General features: G+C 70.8%; 24 protein-coding genes. All 24 read left to right on the top strand.

The genetic code is table 11. The annotated features are described in order from the left end of the window. Nucleotides 1-16: 16 nt before the first annotated feature. The 24 genes from fliG (at nucleotide 17) to ACYVBS_RS06225 (ending at nucleotide 22223) form a co-directional block, all read left to right on the top strand. Nucleotides 17-1003: a flagellar motor switch protein FliG gene (fliG, locus tag ACYVBS_RS06110; protein WP_460822624.1), complete on the top strand. Its 987-nt coding sequence runs from the start codon at nucleotides 17-19 to the stop codon at nucleotides 1001-1003. Continuing rightward, nucleotides 1000-1602, top strand: coding sequence for a FliH/SctL family protein (locus ACYVBS_RS06115; RefSeq protein ID WP_460822479.1), 603 nt, complete (start codon nucleotides 1000-1002; stop codon nucleotides 1600-1602). Before fliG ends, ACYVBS_RS06115 begins: the two co-directional genes overlap by 4 nt. Next, the gene (fliI, locus tag ACYVBS_RS06120; RefSeq protein ID WP_460822481.1) at nucleotides 1599-2999 is read left to right on the top strand and encodes a flagellar protein export ATPase FliI; all 1401 of its coding nucleotides are present in this window, start codon (nucleotides 1599-1601) and stop codon (nucleotides 2997-2999) included. The genes ACYVBS_RS06115 and fliI overlap by 4 nt, the downstream gene beginning before the upstream one ends. A 1-nt stretch (nucleotide 3000) precedes the next feature. Further along, nucleotides 3001-3450 (top strand): flagellar export protein FliJ, encoded by a 450-nt coding sequence (gene fliJ / locus ACYVBS_RS06125; protein ID WP_460822483.1) that lies wholly within the window; start codon nucleotides 3001-3003, stop codon nucleotides 3448-3450. After that, entirely contained in the window at nucleotides 3447-4694 is a 1248-nt protein-coding gene (locus ACYVBS_RS06130; protein WP_460822484.1) for a flagellar hook-length control protein FliK, read from the top strand. The genes fliJ and ACYVBS_RS06130 overlap by 4 nt, the downstream gene beginning before the upstream one ends. A gap of 100 nt (nucleotides 4695-4794) precedes the next feature. Next, nucleotides 4795-5301, top strand: coding sequence for a flagellar basal body-associated FliL family protein (locus ACYVBS_RS06135; RefSeq protein ID WP_460822486.1), 507 nt, complete (start codon nucleotides 4795-4797; stop codon nucleotides 5299-5301). Nucleotides 5302-5307: 6 nt separating this feature from the next. Further along, nucleotides 5308-6315: a flagellar motor switch protein FliM gene (gene fliM / locus ACYVBS_RS06140; protein ID WP_460822625.1), complete on the top strand. Its 1008-nt coding sequence runs from the start codon at nucleotides 5308-5310 to the stop codon at nucleotides 6313-6315. Next, nucleotides 6312-6641 (top strand): flagellar motor switch protein FliN, encoded by a 330-nt coding sequence (gene fliN, locus ACYVBS_RS06145; RefSeq protein WP_460822487.1) that lies wholly within the window; start codon nucleotides 6312-6314, stop codon nucleotides 6639-6641. The genes fliM and fliN overlap by 4 nt, the downstream gene beginning before the upstream one ends. 4 nt (nucleotides 6642-6645) lie before the next feature. After that, entirely contained in the window at nucleotides 6646-7284 is a 639-nt protein-coding gene (gene fliO / locus ACYVBS_RS06150; protein WP_460822489.1) for a flagellar biosynthetic protein FliO, read from the top strand. Then, the gene (gene fliP, locus ACYVBS_RS06155) at nucleotides 7281-8162 is read left to right on the top strand and encodes a flagellar type III secretion system pore protein FliP (RefSeq protein WP_460822491.1); all 882 of its coding nucleotides are present in this window, start codon (nucleotides 7281-7283) and stop codon (nucleotides 8160-8162) included. Before fliO ends, fliP begins: the two co-directional genes overlap by 4 nt. Nucleotides 8163-8166: 4 nt before the next feature. Further along, nucleotides 8167-8436: a flagellar biosynthetic protein FliQ gene (locus ACYVBS_RS06160; RefSeq protein ID WP_144816379.1), complete on the top strand. Its 270-nt coding sequence runs from the start codon at nucleotides 8167-8169 to the stop codon at nucleotides 8434-8436. Between the two features lie 4 nt (nucleotides 8437-8440). Then, nucleotides 8441-9229, top strand: a complete 789-nt coding sequence (gene fliR / locus ACYVBS_RS06165; RefSeq protein WP_460822493.1) for a flagellar biosynthetic protein FliR — start codon at nucleotides 8441-8443, stop codon at nucleotides 9227-9229. Nucleotides 9230-9233: 4 nt separating this feature from the next. Next, the gene (gene flhB, locus ACYVBS_RS06170; RefSeq protein ID WP_460822495.1) at nucleotides 9234-10385 is read left to right on the top strand and encodes a flagellar biosynthesis protein FlhB; all 1152 of its coding nucleotides are present in this window, start codon (nucleotides 9234-9236) and stop codon (nucleotides 10383-10385) included. After that, nucleotides 10382-12457 carry a flagellar biosynthesis protein FlhA gene (flhA, locus tag ACYVBS_RS06175; protein WP_460822496.1) on the top strand — a complete coding sequence of 692 codons (2076 nt, stop codon included), beginning with the start codon at nucleotides 10382-10384 and terminating at the stop codon, nucleotides 12455-12457. The genes flhB and flhA overlap by 4 nt, the downstream gene beginning before the upstream one ends. A gap of 72 nt (nucleotides 12458-12529) precedes the next feature. After that, nucleotides 12530-14368, top strand: coding sequence for an AAA family ATPase (locus ACYVBS_RS06180; protein ID WP_460822498.1), 1839 nt, complete (start codon nucleotides 12530-12532; stop codon nucleotides 14366-14368). Next, nucleotides 14355-15230, top strand: coding sequence for a MinD/ParA family protein (locus ACYVBS_RS06185; RefSeq protein WP_460822500.1), 876 nt, complete (start codon nucleotides 14355-14357; stop codon nucleotides 15228-15230). Before ACYVBS_RS06180 ends, ACYVBS_RS06185 begins: the two co-directional genes overlap by 14 nt. Beyond that, the gene (locus tag ACYVBS_RS06190; RefSeq protein WP_460822501.1) at nucleotides 15227-15982 is read left to right on the top strand and encodes an RNA polymerase sigma factor FliA; all 756 of its coding nucleotides are present in this window, start codon (nucleotides 15227-15229) and stop codon (nucleotides 15980-15982) included. The genes ACYVBS_RS06185 and ACYVBS_RS06190 overlap by 4 nt, the downstream gene beginning before the upstream one ends. A 32-nt stretch (nucleotides 15983-16014) precedes the next feature. Further along, nucleotides 16015-16407: a chemotaxis response regulator CheY gene (gene cheY / locus ACYVBS_RS06195; RefSeq protein WP_460822502.1), complete on the top strand. Its 393-nt coding sequence runs from the start codon at nucleotides 16015-16017 to the stop codon at nucleotides 16405-16407. Continuing rightward, complete coding sequence (locus ACYVBS_RS06200; RefSeq protein WP_460822504.1) at nucleotides 16404-17021, top strand: protein phosphatase CheZ; 618 nt, start codon at nucleotides 16404-16406, stop codon at nucleotides 17019-17021. Before cheY ends, ACYVBS_RS06200 begins: the two co-directional genes overlap by 4 nt. A 3-nt stretch (nucleotides 17022-17024) precedes the next feature. Continuing rightward, nucleotides 17025-18863 (top strand): chemotaxis protein CheA, encoded by a 1839-nt coding sequence (locus ACYVBS_RS06205; RefSeq protein ID WP_460822505.1) that lies wholly within the window; start codon nucleotides 17025-17027, stop codon nucleotides 18861-18863. Nucleotides 18864-18871: 8 nt separating this feature from the next. Next, entirely contained in the window at nucleotides 18872-19612 is a 741-nt protein-coding gene (locus tag ACYVBS_RS06210; protein ID WP_460822506.1) for a flagellar motor protein, read from the top strand. A gap of 16 nt (nucleotides 19613-19628) precedes the next feature. Beyond that, nucleotides 19629-20591, top strand: a complete 963-nt coding sequence (gene motD / locus ACYVBS_RS06215; protein WP_460822507.1) for a flagellar motor protein MotD — start codon at nucleotides 19629-19631, stop codon at nucleotides 20589-20591. Between the two features lie 4 nt (nucleotides 20592-20595). Beyond that, on the top strand, nucleotides 20596-21366 hold the full coding sequence (locus ACYVBS_RS06220) for a ParA family protein (RefSeq protein WP_460822626.1): 771 nt from the start codon (nucleotides 20596-20598) through the stop codon (nucleotides 21364-21366). Next, on the top strand, nucleotides 21363-22223 hold the full coding sequence (locus ACYVBS_RS06225; protein ID WP_460822509.1) for a chemotaxis protein CheW: 861 nt from the start codon (nucleotides 21363-21365) through the stop codon (nucleotides 22221-22223). The genes ACYVBS_RS06220 and ACYVBS_RS06225 overlap by 4 nt, the downstream gene beginning before the upstream one ends. Nucleotides 22224-22276 lie beyond the last annotated feature (53 nt).

A 22276-nucleotide genomic window follows, 5' to 3' on the forward strand; every position in this document is an offset into this window, starting at 1 on the left:
GTTCCTGACCGCCAACCTGACCGGCGTGCAGCGCGCCGCCATCGTCCTGCTCTCGCTGGGCGAGCAGCAGGCGGCCGAGGTGCTCAAGCACATGGGCGCCAAGGAAGTGCAGAAGCTGGGCGTGGCCATGACCTCGGTCGGCGGCGTCTCGCGCGACACCGTGCTCAAGGTCTTCGACGACTTCGTCGACGTGCTGGAGCAGCCCGGCGGCCTGGGGACCGGCGCCGACGACTACGTGCGCGCGGTGCTGGTGCAGGCGCTGGGCGAGGACCGCGCCAACAGCCTGATCGACCGCATCCTGCTGGGCCGCAACACGTCCGGGCTGGACACGCTGAAGTGGATGGAGCCGCGCGCGGTGGCCGACCTGGTGCGCAACGAGCACCCGCAGATCATCGCGATCGTGCTGTCGCACCTGGACCCCGACCAGGCGGCGGAAACCCTCAAGTGCCTGGGCGAGCGCGTGCGGCCGGACGTGCTGCTGCGCATCGCCACCCTCGACGGCATTCCGCCGCATGCGCTGAACGAGCTCAACGACGTGATGACGCGCCAGTTTGCCGGCGCGCAGAACATCAAGTCCTCCACCATTGGCGGCATCAAGGTCGCGGCCAACATCCTCAACTTCATGGATGGCGGCCAGGACGAGACGATCCTGGGCGATATCCAGCGCCTGGACGAGACGCTGAGCGTCCAGATCCGCGACCTGATGTTCGTGTTCGACAACCTGGCCGAGATCGACGACCGCGCCATGCAGACCGTGCTGCGCGACGTGCCCACCGACCGGCTGGCGGTCGCGCTGCGTGGCGCCGACAGCAAGGTCCGCGACAAGATCACCTCCAACATGTCGCAGCGCGCCGCCGAAATGCTGCTCGAGGACATCGAAGTACGCGGCCCGGTGCGCCTAGCCGAAGTCGAAGCCGCGCAGAAGGAAATCCTCACCATCGTGCGGCGCATGGCTGAAAGCGGCGCGATCCAGTTGGCCGCCAAGGCGGAGGCCTTCGTATGAACGCCGCCACCGTGGTGCGCTGGAATGCCCCGGGCCTGGCCACGGTCGCCGCGCCCGTGTCACCGCCACCCCCCAGCGTGCAGGAACTGCAGGCGCTGGAGGAAGCCGCGCGCGAGGAGGGCTACCGCCGCGGCTTGGCCGAGGGCCATGCCGAGGGCCTTGCCTCGGGTCAGGCGGAGGTCCGCCGACTCGTCGCCCAGATCGAAGGCATCCTCGATGGCTTCACCCGCCCGCTGGCCCGTCTCGACGGCGAAGTGGCCGACGCGCTGGGCCATCTGGCCGTGCGCGTGGCCGGCGCCCTGCTGGGGCGCACGTACATGGCCGACCCCACCCTGCTGGCCGACCTGGTGCGCGAAGCGCTGGACACGGTCGGCACCACCCAGCGCGAGGTCGAGCTGCGCCTGCACCCGGACGACATGGGCGTGCTGGCCCCGCACCTGGCCGGCCTGAGTGGCGTGCGCCTGACCAACGACAACGGCCTGGCCCGCGGCGAACTGCGCCTGCACAGCGAGGGCCTGCGCATCGATGGCACCCTGGAGGCCCGCCTGCAGAGCTGCCTGGACTCGATGCTGGAAAAGGTCGCCGGAGGCCAGGCATGACGACCGTCGCCGCCGACCGTTGGGAAGCCGCCCGCCAGCTGCGATTGGCAGCACGCCTGGACGAATTGCAGCCCACCGCCCCGGCACTGGGGCTGGCCCGCGAGGGCGTGCTGCGGCGCGCCGTCGGCCTGACCCTGGAGGCCACCGGCTGCAGCGCGCCGCTGGGCTCGCGCGTGCAGGTGGAGATTTCCGGCGGCCGCTGGATCGACTCCGAAGTGGTCGGTTTCTCCGGGGACCGCACCTTCCTGATGCCGACGGCCGACATTGCCGGTCTGCTGCCGAATGCGCGCGTGGTCAGCGCCCGCCAGCACGGGGAAGTGGCGGTGGGCGACGGCCTGCTGGGCCGCGTCATCGACAGCGACGGGGTTCCCCTGGACGGCCGCGGCCCGCTGCGCGCCGAAAACTGGGTGGGCCTGGCCGGCACCGCCATCAACCCGTTGATGCGCGAGCCGATCACCCGCTCGCTGGACGTGGGCGTGCGCGCGATCAACGCGCTGCTGCCCATCGGGCGCGGCCAGCGCGTGGGCCTGTTCGCCGGCTCGGGCGTCGGCAAGTCGACGCTGCTGGGCATGATGACCCGCTTCACCGCTGCCGACGTGATCGTGGTCGGCCTGATCGGTGAGCGCGGACGCGAAGTGCGTGATTTCGTCGAGGCCACGCTGGGCGAGGAAGGCCTGCGCCGCGCCGTGGTGGTGGCCGCGCCGGCCGACCGCCCGCCGCTGGCCCGCCTGCACGGCGCCCTGCGCGCCACCGCCATCGCCGAGTGGTACCGCGACCAGGGGCTGCACGTGTTGCTGCTGATGGATTCGCTGACGCGCTTCGCCCAGGCCCAGCGCGAGATCGGCCTGTCGGTGGGCGAGCCCCCGACCACGCGCGGCTACCCGCCGTCGGTGTTCGCCAAGCTGCCAGCACTGGTCGAACGCGCCGGCAATGGCGCGAAGGGCCGGGGCTCCATCACCGCGTTCTACACCGTGCTGACCGAAGGCGACGACCAGCAGGAACCCATCGCCGACGCCGCGCGCGCCATCCTCGACGGCCACATCGTGCTGACCCGCCGCATCGCCGATGCCGGCCAGTACCCGGCCATCGACGTGGAAGTCTCCGTCAGCCGCGTGATGCAGGACATCACCGACGCGCCGTGGCGCGAGCGCATCCGCAAACTCAAGCGGCTGATGGCCGCGTACAACACGCAACGCGACCTGATCGCCATCGGCGCCTACCAGCGCGGCAACGACCCGATCGTGGACGAAGCGCTGGCCCGTTGGCCCGCCATCCTCGATTTCCTCGGCCAGGACGTGGACGAGGCTGCCGACGTGGCAGCCAGCCGCGAAGCGCTGGCGCGCCTGCTGGACGACGGCTCCACCCCTTCCTTCCCCTTGAACGCCCCGGAACGCTGACATGCGCTCGCAACGTCTGGATCCCCTGCTCAAAGTGGTGCAAGAACGCCAGGACGCGGTGGCCCGCGAACTGGCCGACCGCGACCGCGCGCTGGCCGAGCAACAGGCCCGGCTGGACGCGCTGCAGCGCTATGCCGCCGAGTACGCCACGCCGGCCGCAACGGTCACCCACCCGGCCCTGCTGGCCAACCGGCTGGCGTTTCGCGAGCGGCTGGACGCGGCGGTGGCCGAGCAGAGCAAGGTGGTGGACCACAGCCGACTGAGCTGCGACGTGGAGCGCGCCCGGCTGATGCTGGCCAGCCGCGACACCCACGTGCTGGAAAAACTGGCCGCCAGCTACCGCGCCGAAGAACACCGCCATGCCGAACGCCGCGGCCAGCGCGAACTGGACGACCTGGGCGCCCGCCGTGCGCGGGCGCGCCTGGCCGACGAGACGGAGTCGGACGCATGATCGGGCCGGGCGTGAGCATGCCCGCCGCGGCCCCGTCGGCCACCCCGGCGACGGACGCGGTCCCCGTGCGCGGTGCCGCGCCGTCGGGTGCGGACGAAAGCCCCGCGACCTCATCCTTCGAGCGTCTGATGGAGCCGGCGGCCAGCGCCTCGGCTCCCGCGGCGACCCCGGAGACCCACGAAAGCGCGCCCGAGCCGGCCGAGGCGACCAGCCCCGCCGCGGATCCGGCGCAACTGCTGGCCCTGCTGTCGCAGTCGGCGCTGGCGGGCGCGGTAGCGTCGGGCGATGGGGGCACTACCGCCGCGTCGGCCGTGGGCACCGGCGTATCGACGCCGGTGGGCGCGGCATCCCCTTCGACGACCGTGGCCTCCCTTGGGGGCGTGGGCCCCGGCTTGGTCATGGGTCCCACCGTGACCCCGACGGCCGCCCCGGGCAGCCCGGCGGTCGCCGCCGCGCCGTTCGGCTTGGCCGATGCGGCTGGTGCGATGGCGCTGCCACCCGGCCTGGTCACTGCCGCCGGCGTACAGACGAGCGCGCCTGGGCAAGCCCGCCCCGCCTCCGGTCCGGCGCCCCTTACCGATCCGGCGGCCTTGCTGGGATCAGGCCTGCCGGCCGCAGCACCGGCCGCGGCCCAGGCGACGGCCACGCCGGCGACGCTGGCCGATGCCGCCAGCCTGGCCCTCGTCGCTGAAACGATCGCCCCGACCGATGCGCCCCGCGGCGGCGATCCGCTGCCCGACAGCCCCGCGTGGCTGGGCGCCGCACTGCCGACCACCGGGACGGCATCGACCGCATCCACCGCGCCGGTCCCACCCGCCAGCCTGGCCATGCCCGCGGACCCGGCGGAGGGCTTCGATGACGGCCTGACCACACAACTGACCTGGATGGCGGCGCAGGGCCTGGGCGAAGCCCGCATCCGCGTCACCCCCGACCACCTCGGCACCATTGATCTGGTGCTCAACCTCGACGGCCAGCGCATCAGCGCCGAGTTCCAGTCGGCCCACGCCGATGTGCGCCAGGCCCTGGAAGGCGGCCTGTCACGCCTGCGGGACCAGCTGGCGCAGCACGGCCTGCAACTCGTCCAGGCGCAAGTGGGCGATGGCGGCGACTCCCGCCGTTCACCGCGGCGTGAAGACGCACCCGCGCGGGACGCAGACGCGCAACGTCCCGGCCCCGCACACGCCGTGACCGCCACTGCCGTCTCGCCGGCCCGCCGCGCGCGACTGCTCGACACCTACGCCTGACGCACGGCCCCGCGGGGCCGTCAAAACCCCGACGGCGGGCCGGCGCAACCTCCGGCACGGGTCTTGCTTGTGAACGGGAAACCGACGCGAGACCCCATACGTGGCCGACCCCACCGCAAATGCCTCTTCCCCCGCCAAGACCAAGCGCCGCCCCGGCGTGGCGGTCTGGATCACGCTCGTCCTCGTGCTCGCCGGCGGCGGCGCCGGCGGCTACGTCTGGTGGCAGCAGGCCCAAGCGGTGGCCGCGGCCTCCACTGGCAAAGGCAAGGCCAAGCCGGCCAGCAAGTCGCCGGCCCTGTACCACGCGCTCGAACCCTCGTTCGTGGTCAATCTCAGCGACGTCGATGCGGTCCGCTACATGCAGGCGGATGTGCAGATGATGACCCGCGATCCGGCCACGCTGGCCGCGATCCAGCAGCACAGCCCCGCCCTGCGCAACCGCCTGCTGCTGCTTTTCAGCCAGCAGTCAGCGGTGCAGTTGCGCCAGCGTTCCGCCAAGGAGCGACTGCAGGAACAGGCGCTGGAGGAAACCCGCCTGCTGCTGCGCCGCGAGCAGGCGCCGGCGAAGGTCGATGCCGTGTTCTTCACCAGCCTGGTCACCCAGTAAGACGGGATCCCCATGAGCGACCTGCTTTCCCAGGACGAAATCGATGCCCTGCTGCACGGCGTGGATAGCGGTGCGGTGGAGACCGAGCCGCCGCCCGCGCCGGGCGAGGCACGCCAATACGACTTCGCCAGCCAGGACCGCATCGTCCGCGGTCGCCTGCCCACGCTGGAGATGATCAACGAGCGCTTCGCCCGCACCTGGCGCATCGGACTGTTCAACCTGCTGCGCCGTTCGGCCGACCTGTCGGTGCGCGGCGTGGACCTGATGCGCTTTGGCGAGTACATGCACTCACTGCAGGTGCCGACCAACCTCAACCTGGTCAAGATGAAGCCGCTGCGCGGCACCGCGATCGTGATGTACGAACCACGACTGGTGTTCACCGTGGTGGACAACTTCTTCGGCGGCATGGGCAAGTACCCGGCCAAGATCGAAGGCCGCGAGTTCACCCCGACCGAGATGCGGGTGATCCATCTGCTGCTGAAGCAGACCTTCTCCGACCTGGTGGAGGCCTGGGCGCCGGTGATGCCGGTGGACTTCGAATACCTCAATTCCGAAGTCAATCCGCACTTCGCCAACATCATCAGCCCGCGCGAGTACATCGTCGTCAGCCGTTTCCACGTCGAACTGGACGGCGGTGGCGGCGAGTTCCACGTGTCGTTCCCCTATTCGATGCTCGAGCCCATCCGCGAGCAACTGGACGCGGGCGTGCAGAGCGACCGCATCGAAAAGGACGAAAGCTGGATCATCGCGTTGCGCCAGCAGCTGCAGGACGCACAGGTCGAACTGAGCAGCGCCATTGCGGAGCGCCAGATCAGCCTGCGCGAACTCAGCCGGCTGAAGGTGGGCGACATCATCCCGATCGACCTGCCCGACACGGTCACCCTGCAGGTCGAGCAGATGCCGCTTTTCAGCGGCGAATTCGGCATCCACAACGGCCGCAACGCCGTGAAGATCACCCAGGTGCACTCGCCGCGCACCACCTCCAACCTTGAACACCTCGCGAGCACGCCATGAACAACGATTCCAGCGCCCTGCGCGCCGCTTTCGACCCGCTCAGTGCCGATGCCGGCACGGCCGGCGACCTCAACCTCGACGTGATCCTGGACGTGCCGGTGTCGCTCTCGCTGGAAGTGGGGCGCGCGCGCATTCCGATCCGCAACCTGCTGCAGCTCAACCAGGGTTCGGTGGTCGAACTCGAGCGCGGTGCCGGCGAACCGCTGGACGTGTACGTCAACGGCACGCTGATCGCGCAAGGCGAAGTGGTGGTGGTCAACGACCGTTTCGGCGTGCGCCTGACCGACGTGGTCAGCCCGTCCGAGCGCATCAAGCGGCTGCGCTGACCCCATGCAGGCCCCCACGCCCGCCGCTACCGCACCAAAGGTCGCAGAGCCCGACGTCGCGCCTGCCGCGGCGGATACCGCGGTCGTCGACGCGTCCGTGACGGCAACCGGTGCCACGCCAGTTGCTGCCTCACCGGCTTCGCCGGACGTCGCAGCGGCGGTCACGCCCGCCCCAGCGACGGCGACGGCGACGGCGACCACGACGGCGACGGCCGCCGAGGCCACCGCGACAGCCAGCCATGGCGTCGCCCTGCCGCCGCCGGCCGCACGCACGCACGCCACGGCGCAGGCCCCCGAACGTCCCGCCGCCAACGCCCCCAGCGGTGCCGGCACGGCCGCCAGCGCGGTGCTGGCGCTGTTGTTGGTGGTCGGCCTAATCCTGCTGCTGGCCTGGCTGGCCAAGCGCATGCCCGGCCTGACCGGCACCACTCATCCGGGCTTGCGCGTGCTGGGTTCGGTGGCGCTGGGGCCGCGTGATCGCGTGGTGCTGGTGGAAGTGGGCGAGACGCAGTTGCTGGTGGGCGTAGGCGCGGGCGGGCCGCGAACGCTGCACACGCTCGACACGCCGCTGCCGGCACCCACGCCCTCGACTCCGTCTCCCTTCGCGCAAGTGCTTGCGCAACACTTCAGGAAGCGCGCATGAGCCGCTGGTTGTACTCGTTGATGGCGTCGCTGCTGGCGTTGACGCTGCTGGTGGCGCTGGCCTGGCCGGGCGCCGCGGACGCACAGGCGCAGGCGCCTTCGGCCACGCCGCCGGCCGCGACCGCCACGCCAGCCAGCCCCGCTACCGGCGCACCGGCAGCCTCCGTTGCGCCGGCCGTCGCGTCGGCGCCGTCGCCGCTTTCCACGCCGTTGCCGGCCGTCACGGTGGGCCGCGTGGGCGGCGAGCCGGTGAGCATGCCGATGCAGGTGTTGCTGCTGATGACCAGCATCACGCTGCTGCCGGCAGCGCTGCTGGGGCTCACCGCTTTCACCCGCATCATCATCGTGCTGGGCCTGCTGCGCCAGGCACTGGGCACGGGCCAGACACCCTCCAACCAGATCCTGCTGGCTCTGGCGTTGTTCCTGACCTTCATGATCATGACGCCGGTGTTCGAGCAGTCCTGGGCCGCGGGCATCGCGCCGTACCTGGACAAGCAGATGGACTTCAAGGCCGCGTGGGCCGCCGCGTCGGAACCGTTCCGCGGCTTCATGCTGGCGCAGGTGCGCGAGAAGGACCTGATGACCTTTGCCGGGCTGTCCAACAGCGGCCCGTTTGCCACGCCGCAGGACGTGCCGTTCAGCGTGCTGGCCGCGTCGTTCCTCACCAGCGAGCTGAAGACCGCGTTCGAGATCGCGTTCCTGATCTACATCCCGTTCGTGATCATCGACCTGGTGGTGGCGAGCGTGCTGATGTCGATGGGCATGATGATGATGTCGCCGATGCTGGTGTCGGCGCCCTTCAAGATCCTGCTGTTCGTGCTGGTGGACGGCTGGGTGCTGGTCGTCGGCTCGCTCGCCGCCAGCTTCAACATGGGCTGACGCCATGACGCCCGAGACCGCACTCACCGAAATCGCGCGCGGCCTGCAGATGGCGCTGCTGCTGGGTGCCCCGCTGCTGCTGGCCGTGCTGGTGGTCGGCGTGGTGGTGGGCGTGCTGCAGGCCGCCACCCAGATCAACGAGCCGACCATCGCGTTCGTCGCCAAGGCGGTGGCCATGGTCGCCACGCTGGCACTGGTCGGCCACTTCCTGCTCGGCCGGCTGGTGGCCTTCACCACCGAGCTGTACCAGCGCATTCCGCACCTGATCGGCTGACCGCATGGATCCGGTGACCGCGACCACCGTCGACGGGCTCAACCTGTTCGGCATGCTCGGCACCGTGCTGTGGCACGCGCTGCGCATCGGCGCGGCAATGCAGGTGATGCCGATGCTGGGCGGGCGGAGCCTGCCGGCGCGCGCGCGCCTGATCGTGATCCTCGCCCTGTCCGGCGCGCTGTCGCCGGTGTTGCCGACGCCACCCACCGCTGCGGTGGACGCCGCCACCGTGCTGTCGGTGATGCGCGAATTCGCGGTGGGCGTGGCGATGGGCTTGATGCTGCGCATCGCCTTCGAAGCCGGGCAGATTGCCGGCGAACTGGTGTCACAGGGGATGGCGCTGTCGTTCGCCACGCTGGCCGACCCGCTCAGCGGCGCCTCGTCGCCGGTGCTGTCGCAATGGTTTTACCTCGCCTTCGGCCTGCTGTTTTTCGCCTTCGACGCGCACCTGGCGCTGGTGCAACTGTTGCTGGAAAGCTACCGCCACCTGCCGATCGGCACCGCGCTGCCCGATCCGGCCGCGCTGGCCGCCTCGGTGCCGACTTTCTTCGGGACGGCCTTGCGTACCGGCGTGCTGCTGGCGCTGCCGGTGACGATGGCGCTGCTCGCGGTCAACCTGGCGTTTGGCGTGCTGTCGCGCGCGGCGTCGGCCCTCAACCCCATCCAGCTCGGCATTCCGGTGTCGTTGCTGGTGGGCCTGCTGTTGCTGGGCGTGCTGTTCCGCGAACTGCAGGCCCCGGTGCAACACCTGTTCGACGCGGCCTTCGAAGCCGCGCGCGGCGTGACGGACTGACCGCATGTCCGACGAGCAGAGCCAGGAAGACCGCACCGAACAGCCAACAGAAAAACGGCTGCGCGAGGCCCGCGAGAAAGGCCAGGTCCCGCGCTCGCGCGAGCTATCCAACGTTGCCGTGCTGGGCGCCGGAACGTTGGCGCTGGTGTTCACCGGGCCGATGGCGGCCCGCCGCGCGCACGACTGGATGCGCGGCGCCTTTACGTTCGACCCCACGCTGCTGGACCAACCCGACCGCCTGCTGGGCCACTTCGGCCACCTGACGCTGCAACTGGTGGTGGCGGTGCTGCCGGTGCTGCTGGTGGCGCTGCTGGCGTGCTTCATTGCGCCGGCGGTGATGGGCACCCTGCGTTTCAGCGGGCAGTCCCTGCAGCCGCAGTTCAGTCGGCTCAACCCGATGGCCGGGCTCAAGCGCATGTACGGCGGCGAAGGCCTGGCCGAGCTGGTGCGCTCCCTGCTGCGCGTGGCCCTGGTGGGCGGGGCCGGCACGCTGGCCATGCTGGCGGTGATGCCGCGCCTGCTGCGGATTCCGAGCATGGACCTGGCCGCGGCGGCCGGCGTGGGCGTGGATGCCGCGTTCACCATCCTGCTGTGGACGGTCGGCGCAATGGGCGTGCTGGCACTGGCGGACGTGCCGTGGCAGCGCTTCCAGCACATCAAGAAGTTGCGCATGACCAAGCAGGAGCTGCGCGACGAGTTCAAGCAGACCGAGGGCAACCCCGAGGTCAAGGGCCGCATGCGCCAGGTTGCGCGCGCCATGGCCCAGCGCCGGATGATGGAAGCGGTGCCCTCCGCCGACGTGGTGGTGGTCAACCCGACCCACTACGCGGTGGCGCTGAAGTACGACGCCGACAAGATGCGCGCCCCGCGGGTGGTGGCCATGGGCGTGGACGAACTGGCCCTGCGCATCCGCGAAGTGGCGGGCAAACACCGCATCACCCTGGTCGAGGCACCGCCTCTGGCACGCGCCTTGTATGGACAGGCGAAAGTGGACCAGGAGATCCCGGTGAACCTCTACGCTGCCGTCGCCCAGGTGCTGACCTACGTGTACCAGTTGCGCCGCTGGCACCCCGCGCATGGGCCCATGCCCACGCTGGGCCCGGTGGCCGTGGAGCCCACCCCCGCCCCGCCGGCTGACGGGAACCCGTCGCGGTGAGCGGAAAGGGGCTTCCCACCGTCGGCGCTTTGACGTCGGCGGTGCGCAGTGGCGCGGCGGCGCCGGTGGTGGTGCTGGCCATGCTGGCCATGGTGGTGGTGCCGCTGCCGCCGCTGATGCTGGACGCACTGTTCACCATCAACATCGCGCTGTCGCTGGTGGTGCTGCTGGCGGTGGTCTACGTCAAGCGCCCGCTGGAGTTCTCGGTGTTCCCCAGCGTGCTGCTGATGGTCACCCTGCTGCGGCTGGGGCTGAACGTGGCCTCCACCCGCGTGGTGCTGCTTCACGGCCACGAAGGCCCGGGCGCGGCCGGCCACGTCATTGAGTCCTTCGGCCAGTTCGTGATCGGCGGCAGCTATGCCGTCGGCCTGGTGGTGTTCGCCATCCTCACCATCATCAACTTCGTGGTGGTCACCAAGGGCGCCGGGCGCATCGCCGAGGTGTCGGCGCGCTTCATCCTGGATGCGCTGCCCGGCAAGCAGATGGCCATCGACGCCGACCTCAACGCCGGCCTGCTGACGCGCGAGGAAGCACGGAGCCGCCGCGAGGAAGTGCGCGAAGAGGCGGACTTCTACGGCGCGATGGACGGCTCCAGCAAGTTCGTGCGCGGCGATGCGATCGCCGGCCTGCTGATCATGGCCATCAACCTGATCGGCGGCATGCTGATCGGCATGCTGCAGCACGACCTGAGCTTTGCGGACGCGGCCCAGACCTATTCGCTGCTGGCCATCGGTGATGGCCTGGTCGCCCAGCTGCCGGCGCTGCTGGTGTCCACGGCGGTGGCCATGCTGGTCACCCGCGCCACCCGCGAGCAGGAGATGGGCGCGGCGGTGTCCAGCCAGGTGTTCGGGCAGCAGCGCGCGCTGGTCGTGGGCGCCGCGCTGATGGGCCTGATCGGGCTGATCCCGGGCATGCCCAACGTGCCGTTCCTGCTGCTGGCCGTGGGCATGGGCTACGCCGCCTGGCGCATGCGGGGGAGCGACCTCCCCGAGGCAGAGGCGGACGCCGGCGCAGGCGGGGCCGCGGCACCGTCGCAGGCGGTGGCCGAGCTGTCGTGGGACGAGATCCGTCCCGTCGAACCGCTGGCGCTGGAAGTGGGCTACCGGCTCATCGCCATGGTGGACAAGCAGCAGGGCGGCGAATTGCTGGCGCGGCTCAAGGGCGTGCGCCGCAAGCTGACCCAGGACCTGGGCTTCCTGATCCCGGCGGTGCACGTGCGCGACAACCTGGCGCTGGCGCCGGGCCAGTACCGCCTGCTGGTACACGGCGTGCCGGTCGCGCAGGGCGACGTCCACCCGGACCGGGAGATGGCGCTGGATCCGGGGCAGGTGTTCGGCCCGCTGGACGGCCTGCCGGGCAAGGACCCGGCGTTCGGCCTGGACGCGGTCTGGATCATGCCCAGCCAGCACGCCCACGCCGAATCACTCGGTTACACCGTGGTCGACGCCTCCTCGGTGATCGCCACCCACCTGTCGCACGTGGTGCGCGAGCGCGCCTCGGAACTGCTGGGCCACGAAGAAGTGCAGCAGTTGCTGGCCAGCGTCGGCCGGTCGACGCCGAAGCTCGTCGAGGATTTGACGCCCAAGCTGCTGCCGTTGTCGGTGGTGGTCCGGGTGCTGCAGTCGCTGCTCGCCGAACGCGTGCCCCTGCGGCAGATGCGCCAGATCGTGGAAGCCCTGCTGGAACACGGCGCGATGAACCAGGACCCGTCCCTGTTGACCGCGGCGGTGCGCACGGCGCTGGGCCGCTTCATCGTGCAGGAGCTCAACGGCATGGCGCCGGAGCTGCCCGTCTATACCTTGGCGCCGGCTTTGGAACGGCTCTTGCAAGACTCGGTCAACGGCCAAGGGGCCGCACTGGAACCGGGACTTGCCGAACGCCTCCACCAGAACCTCAGTGACTGTGTCGGCCAGCAGGAAAGCCGCGGCGAGCCCGCGGTGCTGCTGGTCCCGGCCAGCCTGCGGCCAACCCTGGCAAGGCTCGTGCGGCACAGCGTCCCCGCGCTCTCGGTGCTGGCCTACAACGAAGTGCCGGAAGACAAGCGGTTGCGGCTGGTCGGTGCGGTGGGCTGACACCCCCTCCGTGTCCCGCCCGGCAGCTGATGCGAACCGGGGGCCGGCCACCGGCACCCACTGGAGAACGATGTGAGAATCAAGCGTTTCATCGCCCCTGACATCCGCAGTGCGCTGCGGATGGTCCGCGACGAACAGGGTGCCGAGGCGGTGATCCTGTCCAATCGCACCACGGCCGATGGCATCGAGATCGTCGCCGCCACGGATTACGACGAAGCGCTGGTGCAGCAGGCGCTGCGCACGGCGGGCGCGGAGTCGCGTGCCGAGGCCGCCCCGGCCGCGTCAGCGGCGGAAGCCAGCCCGCAGGCCGCCGCGTTCGAGCCGGTGCTGCTGGCGCAGCGCGGCGAAAGCGTGTCCTGGTCCGCCCGCGCCGAAGCCGTCGCCCGCGAGCCCGCGCTGGCCGCCACGGCGGCGCCAGAACGCCGCGCGGTGTTCCACATCGACGAGCGCCCCACCGCGGAATCGCGGATCGACCTGGCCCAGGCCCGCGCCGAGGCCGCCGTGATCCCCTCCCCCATCGCCGAAGTGGCGGCTCCCGCCCACGTGCCGGCAGTGGAACCGGTGGCGGAAGACGCAACCGACGCGCGCCCGGCGCCCAGCCGATTCGAAATGATGATGGCCGCCCTGACCCGTCAATATGTCGTCGCGCCCACGCCGGCCGCCGAGGCAGCGCCGATTGAGGCCGTGGCCCCACCGGCGATCGAAGACCGCGTGACCCCGGCCAGCGAGGCCGCCCGAATCGAAGCGCCGTCGATGGCCGCCGCGGCCGCGACTCCCGCCCGTGCCCCCGCCGCCTTTACCCCGGCCGCCTTCGTGGCAAGCACCGCGACCGCCACCGCCGCGGCTGAGGCCCCGGTCGCCGCTGACGCGACGGCGACGGTGACCGCGCCTCCGGCACAGTGGGCCATCGAACCCATTGAGGCCGCCCCGGCCGAGACCCTCGACCCGACCGCGGGCGACGCCACCGCACCGGCCCTGGCCGCCGTGCCCACCGCTCCGGCGACCGACCCGACCGTCGTCGCCATGCGCGAAGAGCTGGGCCTGATGCGGCGCATGATCGAGCGCGAGCTGGGCCAGCTGGCCGGCGAACGCCTGCGCGGCTCGGCCTCGCGCGCGCTCGCCATGGACCTGCTGCTCGACTACGGCTGCACCCAGGCGCTGGCCCAGGCCGTGGCCGAACGCATCGACCCCAACCTGGACCCCGCCCGCGTGCCCCCGGTCATGCTCGCCGCCCTGGCGCAGATGATCCCGGTGCTGCGCGACGAGCCGATCGAGCGCGGCGGCGTCATCGCCCTGGTCGGCCCCACCGGCGCGGGCAAGACCACGACCGCCGCCAAGCTGGCCGCCCGCTTCGCGGCCCGCCACAGCACCCGCGATGTCGCCCTGGTCACCACCGACCACCACCGCACCGGCGCGCGCGAGCAGCTGCAAGGCTTCGGCCGCCGCCTGGGCATCACCGTCTGCGAGGCCGCCGGCCCCGAAGCGCTGGCCGACACCCTGCAGCAGGTGGCCGACTACCCGCTGGTGCTGGTGGACACCGCCGGCTACGCGGGCCGTGACCGCGCGCTGGGCAGCCAGCTGGCATGGCTGCGGACCACGCAGGGCCTGCGCAGCCTGCTGGTGCTGCCGGCCAACGGCAATCCGCTGGACCTGGCCGACATCGCCCGCCGCTACCGCGGCCTGCGTCCGGAAGGCGCGGTGCTGACCAAGATCGACGAGACCGGGCGCCTCGGCGCCGCCCTCTCGGTGCTGCTGGAGAACGAACTGCGCGTGGCCTACACCTGCCACGGCCAGCAGGTGCCGACCGACCTGGAGTCCGGCGACGCATCCAACCTGGTCCTGCGACTGGAGAAACTGCGTCGTGCGGCCGATAACCCCCTGGTGAACGAGGACCGCCATGCCATCGCGTGATTTCCCCACCTCCCCGATCGCCCCGGTCGCCCAGGGCGTGCCCGCCCCAGTGCGCGTGATCGCGGTGGCCAGCGGCAAGGGCGGCGTCGGCAAGACCAGCGTCTCGATCAACCTGTCGGTGGCCCTCGCCCAACGCGGGCAGCGGGTGCTGCTCATGGACACCGACCTGGGCCTGGCCAACGTCGACGTGATGCTCGGCCTGTCGCCCCGCTACACCCTGGCCGACCTGATCGCCGGCCGCTGCGAGCTGGCCGACACCCTGCTCGAAGGCCCCGACGGGCTGCTGGTGATCCCGGCCTCGTCCGGCAAGCGCCACATGACCGAACTCACCCAGCAGCAGCACGTCGGGCTGGTGAACGCCATCTCGCAGCTGCAGGACCACGTCGACGTGATGGTGGTGGACAACGCCGCCGGCATCGCCGACAGCGTGCTGACCTTCTGCCAGGCCGCGCAGGACGTGGTGGTGGTGGTCTGCGACGATCCCGCCTCGGTCACCGATGCCTACGCGCTGGTCAAGGTGCTCAACCGCGAGCGCGGTGTGGAGCGCGTGCAGGTGCTGGCCAACCAGGTGCACAACGACATCGAAGGACGCCAGCTGTTCGACAAGCTGGAGCGGGTGACCGCGCGCTTCCTCGACGTGACCATGGTCTACCTGGGTTGCGTGCCGCGCGATCCGTGGCTGCGCCAGTCGGTGCAGCGGCAGGAGCCGGTGGTCCGCGCCTATCCGTCGGCCCCGTCCTCGCTCGCGTTCCGTGACCTCGCCGCGCGGGTGAACCGCTGGGATGCCCCGACGGGCCCACGGGGCCACCTGGAATTCTTCGTCGAACGCCTCGTCGCCGCACCGCGGAGGGCCACCGCATGAACGCCGCCGTCGCCCAATACCGTGCCCACCAGGCACCCAACCCCGCCGCGCTGGTCGAGCGCCACTCCGAACTGGTCCGGCGCATCGCCCACCACCTCGCCGCACGACTGCCCGCCAGCGTCGAACTGGATGACCTCGTCCAGGCCGGCATGCTCGGGCTGATCGAAGCCGCGCGCAATTTCCAGTCCGACCAGGGCGCGACCTTCGAGACCTATGCCTCGATCCGCATCCGCGGCGCGATGATCGATGAGATCCGTCGCGGCGACTGGGTGCCGCGCTCGGTGCACCGCAGCTACCGCAGCATCGTCGCCGCCACCCGCGACGTCGAGCAGCGCCTGGGCCGTGCCGCCAGCGCGCAGGAAATCGCGCAGGAGTTGCAGGTGCCGCTGGCCGACTACCACCACATGCTGGAGGACGCCGCGCGCGGGCAACTGGTCAGCCTCGAGGCGCATGCCGAAGAGCACGACGGCGAAGCGCGCATCGCTTCCTCCGTGGGCGCCACGCCGGCACGCGAATTCGTCCAGGGCGCCTTCCGCACCGCGTTGGCCGACGCCATTGGCCAACTCCCTGAGCGCGAGCAGCTGGTGCTCTCGCTCTACTACGAGCAGGAGATGAACCTGCGGGAGATCGGCGCCGTGCTCTCGGTCAGTGAGTCGCGCGTGTGCCAGATCCACGGCCAGGCGGTACTGCGCCTTCGCTCCCGCCTCGGCGACTGGGGCAGCGCGGACGCACTGCCCGGCGAACCTTCCTGATTCCCCCCATACCTAGCGAGCGCCACAGCACCATGGACAAGAACCTGCGCATCCTCATCGTCGACGACTTCTCCACCATGCGGCGGATCGTCAAGAACCTGCTCAACGACCTCGGGTTCTTCAACACGACCGAGGCCGACGACGGCACCAGCGCGCTGGCCGAACTGCGGCGTGCGCCGTTCGACCTGGTGATCACCGACTGGAACATGCCCGGCATGGCCGGCATCGACCTGCTCAAGGCCATCCGCGCCGACGACACGCTCAAGACCATCCCGGTGCTGCTGGTCACGGCCGAGGCCAAGCGCGAGCAGATCATCGAAGCCGCGCAGGCCGGCGTGAACGGCTACGTCATCAAGCCCTTCACTGCCGCGACGTTGGGCGACAAGCTCTCCAAGATCTTCGAGCGGATCGGGGCGACGGCATGAGCCACATCCCCGCCAACGGCGAACGCCAGCACGTCATCGACCGGCTGCACGATGCGCTGTCCGCGCTGGAGCGCGATGACAACGATGCCTGGCGCAGCAACGTCGATGCGCTGATCGAGTGGCGCACCCAGCCGCTGGTGCAGGGCTTGGCGCGCCTGGCACGCGAGTTGGACCAGGCATTGGGTGAAGCCTCCGCGACCCCTGCACGCGGCGGCGGTTCGCTGCCCGAGGCCTGCGCGCGCCTGGAGCACGTGGTTGAACTCACCGAAGGCGCCAGCATGCGCACCCTGGACCTCATCCAGGAGTGCAGCACGCTGCTGGGCACGATGCCGCAGGACGCGGCCGAGCACGCCGCCACCGTGGCCGAGATCCGCAGCCGACTGTCGGAAATCACCGCCGCGCAGGGCTATCAGGACCTCACCGGGCAGATCATCCTGCGCGTGGTCAAGCTCGTGCGCGCCGTGCACGAAGGCCTGGGCGATCACCGCCTCGCCGCCGACGAAAACGACGCCCTGCACCTGTCGCGCGGCACCGGCCCCGCGGTCGCGGGCCTGGACCCGGCGCCGGCCAGCCAGGACGACGCCAACCAACTGCTTTCTTCCCTGGGGCTGTAATCCATGAGCGGGCTCGCCTCCGACATCTGCGCCGATTTCCTCGTCGAGGCGCGCGAGATCCTGGACCAGCTCGGCGAGCAGATGGTCGACCTGGAGCACGCCCCGGCCGACCGTGAATGCCTCAACGCGGTGTTCCGCGGCTTCCACACCATCAAGGGCGGCGCCGGCTTCCTGGACTTCGTGCCGATGGTCGCGATCTGCCACGCCGTCGAAGACCGCCTCAATGCCGCGCGCACGGGTGAAGTACCGCTGGATGCCGCGGCCTTCGACCACGCGCAGCAGTCGCTAGACCTGCTGGTCGAGATGATCGACGACATCACCCACGGCGAGCCCCTGCCGGAAGCGCCACAGACGCTGCTGTCGAGCCTGCGCGCCGGCCTGGATGCGCCGCACGCACCGGCCCCCGCCGCGGTGGCGGTCGCCGCGCCCGTCGCCGCCGCACCGGCCATTCCCGACGAGCTGGACGACCTGGATTTCGAAGCGCTGCTCGACAGCCTGCACGGAGCCGGCGGCATTCCCGGTGCGGGCGCGGCCGCACCCGATCCCCTTCCCGCACCGCCCCCTGCGCCCATGCCACCGCCCGCGCCCGCCGCGCCGCCAGCGCGCGAAATGGCGCCACCCCGGGCCGAGGCCGCTGCGCGCCCGCGCAATGCCGAACCCGCTGAAGCGACCGTGCGCGTGGACGTGCGCCGCCTGGATTCCATGGTGGACCTGGTCGGCGAACTGGTCCTCGCCCGAAACCGACTCAAGACCCTGCGCCCGCAACTGCGCAACGAGGCGCTGGACCGCGCCGTCACCGCGCTCGATGCGGCCACCTCGCGCCTGCAGGCCGCGGTGATGACCGTGCGCATGCAGCCGGTCGGCCGCGTGTTCGCCCGCTTCCCCAAGCTGGCCCGCGACGTCGCCCGGCAACTCAAGAAGACGGTGGAGCTGGAAGTCATCGGCGCCGATACCGAGCTCGACCGCAACCTGGTCGAAGCGCTGGCCGACCCGCTGGTGCACCTGGTGCGCAACGCCATCGACCACGGCATCGAGAGCCCCGCCGTGCGCCGTGCCGCCGGCAAACCCGAACAGGGCCGCGTCCTGCTGATCGCGCAGCAGGAAGGCGACCACGTCACCATCGAAGTGGCCGACGATGGCGCTGGCATCAACCCCGAGAACGTGCGCGACAGTGCCGTCCGCAAAGGACTGGTCGACGCCAGCGCCGCCGCGCGCATGTCCAACGAGGAATGCCTGCAGCTGCTGTTCTTGCCAGGCTTTTCCACGCGCACCGAAATCAGCGACCTCTCCGGCCGCGGCGTCGGCATGGACGTGGTGCAGTCCAAGCTGCGCGAACTCAGCGGCCAGGTGCAGATCCATTCCGAGGTGGGACGCGGCAGCCGTTTCGTCATCCGCGTTCCGCTCACGCTCGCAATCCTGCCCACCCTGCTGGTTGAGATCGGCGACGACGTTTATGCACTGCCGCTGGTGCGCGTGGTGGAAGTGCTGCCGCACACGCCGGGCACCACCACGCAACTGGACACCCAACCCATGCTCGATCTGCGCGAGCGGCCGGTGCCCGTGCTGTCGCTGCGCAAGTGGCTCGGCATCGGCGATCCCGACCAGCGCGAGCGCACCGCCGTGGTGCTGCAATCGGGCGAACTGACGTTCTGCCTGCTGGTCGACCGCGTGCGCGGTCGCGAGGAAGTCGTGATCAAAGCCTTGCCGCGCACGTTGCGCGGACTCGCCGGATACGCTGGCGCCAGCCTCGTCGGCGACGGCCGCATGGCGCTTATCCTGGACGTGGACGGGCTCTACGACAGCGGCGTGCGTCGCTCAAGTCCGCGTGCGATGGACCGTTAATCCGGGTAATGGACAGACTCAGCATCATCGGTATCGTGCTCGCCCTCGGCTCGCTGCTGGGCGGCAGCATCCTCAAGGGAGCGGGCTTGGCGGCGCTGTGGTCGCCGGCCGCCTTCGTGATCGTGATTCTCGGCACGATCGCCGCCTCGTTGTTGCAGACCCCGATGCCTACTTTCAAGCGCGCAATGGCGATTGCACGCTGGGTGGTGCGCCCGCCCGTGCTGGACAATTCCGCGACCATTGCGCGCCTGGTGGAGTGGAGCAACGTCGCTCGTCGCCAGGGCCTGCTGGGCCTGGAGCCCGAAGTCGAAAAGCTTGACGACCCGTTCCTGCGCAAGGGTCTGCAGATGGTCGTCGACGGACTGGAGCCGGAATCGATCCGCCAGATGCTCGAGATCGAACTTTACGGCCAGTCCAAGCGCGACATCGACGCGGCCAAGGTCTACGAGGGCATGGGCATCTACGCGCCCACGCTGGGCATCATCGGCGCGGTGCTGGGCCTGATCGCGGTGATGAAGAACCTGGCCGACCCCAGCAAGCTGGGCCACGGCATCGCCGCCGCGTTCACCGCCACCATCTACGGCATCGGCTCGGCCAACATGGCGCTGCTGCCCATGGCATCCAAGCTGAAGGGGATCATCCACGACCGCACGCAGGAGCGGGAGATGATCGTGGAAGGCCTCATCGCCATCGCGCAGGGCGAGAACCCGCGCAACATCGAGTCGCGCCTCAGCGGCTTCGTGTCGTGACCCGGGGACGCATCGCATGGGCTCCCGGCACAAACGCCACCAACACGAAGAACACGCCAACCACGAGGCCTGGGCGATCCCCTACGGCGACCTGCTGACGCTGCTGCTGGCCTTTTTCGTGGTGATGTACGCCATTTCCTCGATCAACGAGGGCAAGTACCGCGTGCTGTCCGACGCGCTGTCCTCGGCGTTCGGCGGACCGCCGCGCACCATCTCGCCGATCCAACTCGGCCAGACCCAGATCCGCGGTTCCTCGTTCGACCGTCCCTCGCTGCAGACCCCCGGCAGCCGCGCCGGCCCGTCTTCGGCCAGCCCCATCGCATCGCCCAGCCGCTTGCAGGTGCTCGACCTGCCGACCTTTGCCGCGGTGCGGCGCATGCAGGAAGACACGGCCAACCACGAGGCCACCGGCAAGCGCGTGGAACTGGAACGCCTGGGCACGCGCATCCGCCTGGCGCTGCGTGAGCTGGTGAAGATGCGGCTGGTGAAGGTGCGCGAGAGCGAGACCTTTGTCGAAGTGGAGGTCCAGAGCGACATCCTGTTCCAGAGCGGATCGGCGGCACCCAGTGCGGTCGCCGTGACCACCGTGCGCGAACTGGCGGGCGTCCTCGCGCCCGAGCCCAACGCCGTGCGCGTGGAGGGCTACACCGACAACCTGCCGATCCGAAACCTGCAATACCCGTCCAACTGGGAGTTGTCGGCCGCGCGCGCCGCCAGCGTGACCCACGAACTGGTGGCCAGCGGCGTGTCGCCCCACCGCCTCGCCGTGGTGGGCTACGGCGAACACCAGCCCGTGGCCGACAACGCAACGCCCGAAGGCCGCAACGCCAACCGCCGCGTCACCCTGGTCATCCTGGCCTCGCCGCAGGGGCCCGACACCCCCGACGCCGCGCCGCTTCCGACCTCGACATCCGCGCCGACGCCCACGCGTACCGCCGCAACCGATGCACCGCTGAGCAGCCCCCCGGAGGTTGGTTGACATGATGGAAATCTGGGCCATCGCAAACCAGAAGGGCGGCGTGGGCAAGACCACCACGTCGATCTGCCTCGCCCGAGGGCTGGCCGCCTCCGGCAAGCGCGTGCTGCTGCTTGACCTGGATCCGCACGCTTCGGCAACCCGCTCGTTCGGTGTGCCGGCCGAGCCCATCCCGTCCGGCACGCACGAAGTCTTCATCAGCCCCGCCAACCTGCTCACCAACCTGGCGCGCCACACCGCGATCCCGCGCCTGCAACTGGTGGCGGCGCAGCCTGCGCTGGCCACGCTGGAGCGACGCGGCGCCACGCAACCCGGGTTGGGGCTGGCATTGGGCCGGGCCCTCCACGCGGCGCGCGATCACTACGACTACGCCCTGCTCGACTGCCCGCCGACGCTGGGCCTGTTGATGGTCAATGCCCTGGCGGCCGCGGACCGCCTCATCATCCCCACCCAGACCGACCCACTGGCCCTGCACGGCCTGGCGGACATGCTGCGAACGGCCACCATGATCGAGCGTTCGCGCCGGCGACCGCTGCCGCACTACATCCTGCCGACGCTGTACGACCGCCGCACGCGCTCGGGCGTGCAGAGCTTGGATGCCCTGCGCGATGGCCACGAAGGCCGCATCTGGCCGGGCGCGGTGCCCACCGACACCAAGCTGCGCGACCCGGCGGCGGTCACCGGCGCGGAAGAACTGCAGGGCCGCGGCGCCGAGGCGTATGCGAAAGCCCTCAACTGGATCCTCAACGTGGCGGATCGTCGCCGGGAGGCTGCATGAACGCCCAATGGGTAGACGAATACGTGGACATGCTGCTGGCACCGGAGGCCGCTCCCCTGCCGCCTGCCGCCAGCGCCCCCGAGGCCGCCGCGCCCGCCGCGGCCCCACCGGAACCGGCCGCCAGCCATCCAGCGCCTGCGGCCCCGGCATCGCCACCTGCCGCGGCTCCCGTAGCGCCGTCGCCCGCGACGATCCCACCGCCGCGTGACGAACCGCACGCGGCCCACGCGCCGCCCCCCGCCCCCGCACCGCACCGCGCGCCGTTGGCACCGCTCGCGCGCACGGAACGCCCGGCCAGCTCGCCCCACGTGGCCGCGCCCTCCCCGGCGCTTCACCACGAACGCGAGCGCCGCGCCGACGGCCATCCGGCGGAAGGCGGCGGCACCCGCTGGCTGCGCGTGTGCGTGGGGGGCGACAGCTACGCGCTGGAACTTCTCCGCGTGCAGGAGGTGCTGCGTCCAGCGCCCATCGTGGCCATGCGCGGCACACCCACCTGGACGCTGGGGGTAATGAACCTGCGCGGCCGCATCGTGCCCGTGATCGACCTCGCAGTCTGGCTGGGCGGCCGCGCCGCCCACGCCAGCGAGACCACGCGCATCGTGGTCGTGGAGCGCGATGACGAACTGATCGGCATCCTGGTGTCGATGGTCGAAGACGTCGTGACCCTGCAACGCGAGCGCCGCCGCGCCGCGACCGCGGGCCAGCCCGGCCCGACCCTCATCGAGGACGTGACCCTGCTCACGCCGGCGCGGACCGAGTCGAGCCACGCCAATGCCGCGCGCGGCGCCACCGTGGGCGTCGCCCGCGTGGGCAGCGTCCCGACCGTCCTGCTGGACGCTTCGCGCCTGTTCGAGTGATCGGTGTGGGCGGGCTAAAGAACCCGCCGCACCCGCCGTTAGAGACAGTGAAA

The organism is Lysobacter olei (assembly GCF_054777355.1).

What these genes read in the sequence shown, in the direction of transcription:
- ACYVBS_RS06115 (WP_460822479.1), top strand. Translation starts at nt 1,000, where the DNA reads ATGAACGCCGCCACCGTGGTGCGCTGGAATGCCCCGGGCCTGGCCACG.
- fliI (WP_460822481.1), top strand. Translation starts at nt 1,599, where the DNA reads ATGACGACCGTCGCCGCCGACCGTTGGGAAGCCGCCCGCCAGCTGCGA.
- fliJ (WP_460822483.1), top strand. Translation starts at nt 3,001, where the DNA reads ATGCGCTCGCAACGTCTGGATCCCCTGCTCAAAGTGGTGCAAGAACGC.
- ACYVBS_RS06130 (WP_460822484.1), top strand. Translation starts at nt 3,447, where the DNA reads ATGATCGGGCCGGGCGTGAGCATGCCCGCCGCGGCCCCGTCGGCCACC.
- fliN (WP_460822487.1), top strand. Translation starts at nt 6,312, where the DNA reads ATGAACAACGATTCCAGCGCCCTGCGCGCCGCTTTCGACCCGCTCAGT.
- fliO (WP_460822489.1), top strand. Translation starts at nt 6,646, where the DNA reads ATGCAGGCCCCCACGCCCGCCGCTACCGCACCAAAGGTCGCAGAGCCC.
- fliP (WP_460822491.1), top strand. Translation starts at nt 7,281, where the DNA reads ATGAGCCGCTGGTTGTACTCGTTGATGGCGTCGCTGCTGGCGTTGACG.
- ACYVBS_RS06160 (WP_144816379.1), top strand. Translation starts at nt 8,167, where the DNA reads ATGACGCCCGAGACCGCACTCACCGAAATCGCGCGCGGCCTGCAGATG.
- fliR (WP_460822493.1), top strand. Translation starts at nt 8,441, where the DNA reads ATGGATCCGGTGACCGCGACCACCGTCGACGGGCTCAACCTGTTCGGC.
- flhB (WP_460822495.1), top strand. Translation starts at nt 9,234, where the DNA reads ATGTCCGACGAGCAGAGCCAGGAAGACCGCACCGAACAGCCAACAGAA.
- ACYVBS_RS06185 (WP_460822500.1), top strand. Translation starts at nt 14,355, where the DNA reads ATGCCATCGCGTGATTTCCCCACCTCCCCGATCGCCCCGGTCGCCCAG.
- ACYVBS_RS06190 (WP_460822501.1), top strand. Translation starts at nt 15,227, where the DNA reads ATGAACGCCGCCGTCGCCCAATACCGTGCCCACCAGGCACCCAACCCC.
- cheY (WP_460822502.1), top strand. Translation starts at nt 16,015, where the DNA reads ATGGACAAGAACCTGCGCATCCTCATCGTCGACGACTTCTCCACCATG.
- ACYVBS_RS06200 (WP_460822504.1), top strand. Translation starts at nt 16,404, where the DNA reads ATGAGCCACATCCCCGCCAACGGCGAACGCCAGCACGTCATCGACCGG.
- ACYVBS_RS06205 (WP_460822505.1), top strand. Translation starts at nt 17,025, where the DNA reads ATGAGCGGGCTCGCCTCCGACATCTGCGCCGATTTCCTCGTCGAGGCG.
- ACYVBS_RS06210 (WP_460822506.1), top strand. Translation starts at nt 18,872, where the DNA reads ATGGACAGACTCAGCATCATCGGTATCGTGCTCGCCCTCGGCTCGCTG.
- motD (WP_460822507.1), top strand. Translation starts at nt 19,629, where the DNA reads ATGGGCTCCCGGCACAAACGCCACCAACACGAAGAACACGCCAACCAC.
- ACYVBS_RS06220 (WP_460822626.1), top strand. Translation starts at nt 20,596, where the DNA reads ATGGAAATCTGGGCCATCGCAAACCAGAAGGGCGGCGTGGGCAAGACC.
- ACYVBS_RS06225 (WP_460822509.1), top strand. Translation starts at nt 21,363, where the DNA reads ATGAACGCCCAATGGGTAGACGAATACGTGGACATGCTGCTGGCACCG.